We start from the raw sequence: 1,130 nt of genomic DNA on the forward strand, positions 1-1,130 counted from the left end.
TTACCGCCCCGCGGGCGGGGGGGCCCGCCGGCGGGGCGCCCGGGGCGCCGCCGCGGGGCCCCGGCGGCCCCCGGCCCGCGGCGCCCGCGGCCCGCGACCAGGCCGCGCAGCGGCTCCGGCAGGTCGGCGCCCGACCAGGCGCGGGTGGAGAGTTCGGCGCCGAGTTCGGTGTCCTCGCCGGCGAACCTGCTCAGCGCGTCGCGCCAGGCCCGGTCCCGCACCTCGGGCGGCAGGTCCTGTTCGAGCAGGCGCACGCCGGGCGCGGCGACCCCGTCGGGCAGCGCCCGCGCGTCGGCGAGGACGCGCAGGAAGACGTCGGGCACCGACAGCACGTCCAGCAGTACGGCGAGCGCGTGCGGGTCGTCGGGGCCCGGCTGCTCCAGGGCGGTGCGCGCGGAGCGCAGGTCGCCGGCCCACAGCAGGGCGGTGTGCGAGCCGCGCAGCACGGCGGGGCGCACCAGCCTGCGGTCCGGCTGGTACGCCTCGCCGGCCCCGTCCGCGGTGCCCGGCGCGCTGCCGACCAACAGCACCAGCATCCGCACCTCGCCGATCGCCCGGTAGGTGGTGAAGAGTTCGTACTGTTCCTGGTGGTCGGCGAGGCCGCCGGGGGTGTCCACGACGAGGAAGAGCGGGTGGTCGGGCTCGGGCAGTCCGGCCAGGCCGAGTTGGCGGGCGACCTTGGCGCGTACGGCCTGTGCGGTGTCGAGTTCGGCGGCTCCGGCCCGCAGGTCCACCTGCACGACGGCGCCGATCTCCTCGGGCCCGATCACTCCGCGTCTCCGTCCCAGGGGTGGTGGCGGCTGCGGGCGCGCGGGGCGGCGTCGCCGGGTTCGCCGGCGGGGTCGCTGCCCGGGCCGCTGCCCTGCCCGCTGCCGGGAGCGCTGCCGGCCCTGCGGGTCCCCGGGTCGTCCCACGGGGCCCAGGGGCGTTCGCCGGCGGAGTGCCCGTTGACCCGCTCGTCGGCCGCGCGCCGGGCGCCGGCTTCCTGCGCCGGGTCGTCGTGGCCGCTGCCGCCGGGCGCGGCGGGCGGGGGGGCTGTGTCTTTTAAACATATCCGAGCCCCCGAGCCGGGCGCCGATGGGGGGTTGGGGGGGGGGGGGGGGAAAAAGATGGGGGGGGGGGGGGGGGGG

Annotated in this window: 1 pseudogene; it reads right to left on the reverse strand. The window is 79.6% G+C overall.

What is annotated here, in order from left to right:
- A pseudogene (locus AAHZ94_RS34400) lies at positions 1–770 on the reverse strand (hypothetical protein); the annotation flags it as partial.
- Positions 771–1,130 lie beyond the last annotated feature (360 nt).

It is taken from the genome of Streptomyces sp. HSW2009 (assembly GCF_040240285.1).
Classification (GTDB): Bacteria; Actinomycetota; Actinomycetes; order Streptomycetales; family Streptomycetaceae; genus Streptomyces.